We start from the raw sequence: 839 nt of genomic DNA on the forward strand, positions 1-839 counted from the left end.
TAGTCAGGGCATACTGGTAACCGCTATTCGTCCTCCTACTGTTCCTGCTAATACCTCGCGCTTACGTGTGACCTTTAGTGCTGATCATGATCTAGCCCACGTTGAGCAACTGCTCGATGCCCTCAGTATGGCGATAGATTTAGGTATTGTGACACCAGATGTCTAAGCAAACTGTGCAACATATTGTGTTAGTGAATGGCTGGTCAGCGCCGACCTCGATGTGGGAAGACTTTTTTGCAGAAGGTTTTGACGGATATTCTATTGATGTCTTGAGTCTTGCTGGTCTGACATCCTTGGATGAATGTAGTCGAGCTATTGACGACTGTGTTCAGCCAGGAACGCTTGTTGCAGCTTGGTCTCTTGGTGGTCAGCTGGCTCTTAACTATTTGTCTAACTATAGTTCTGAAAAGTTACGTAAGGGATTTGTTGAAGGCGTGGCTCTTCTTCAATCGACCCCATGTTTCGTTAATCAGGATGGTTGGCCCTATGGCGTCACAACTGAAGACTTTGATTCGTTGCAGGGCTTGGTTGAGGCTGAAGAGTGGTCGCAGCTGGTTCGTCGTTTTTCCTTTTTACTGTTATCGGGAAGTCAGTACCGACACTTGGACAAAAAGTTCCTGCATTTAGTTTATACAGTGGAGTCGCTGCCGCCAAAATCTAGTTTAGAGTTTGGTTTAGGTTTACTGAAAAGCTTGGACTTAAGACAGTGCCTGGAAAATATATCAACTCCAATGTATTGGCTTCTAGGTAGTCATGACAGTCTAATCGCTCAAGACTTGGCAATCTATATCGAGAATCAAGTTGCTGAGAGTCCGGTAGCTAACGAATGTCGCGTAAAG

General features: G+C 45.3%; 2 protein-coding genes. Both read left to right on the top strand.

The annotated features are described in order from the left end of the window. Positions 1 to 166: aminotransferase class I/II-fold pyridoxal phosphate-dependent enzyme (locus A3756_RS28055; RefSeq protein ID WP_368664604.1), on the top strand; the 166-nt coding region annotated here is incomplete at its 5' end. Beyond that, on the top strand, positions 159 to 839 hold a 681-nt coding region (locus A3756_RS20325), incomplete at its 3' end, for an alpha/beta fold hydrolase (protein ID WP_068554459.1). The genes A3756_RS28055 and A3756_RS20325, both read left to right, overlap by 8 nt.

It is taken from the genome of Oleiphilus sp. HI0086, from assembly GCF_001635225.1.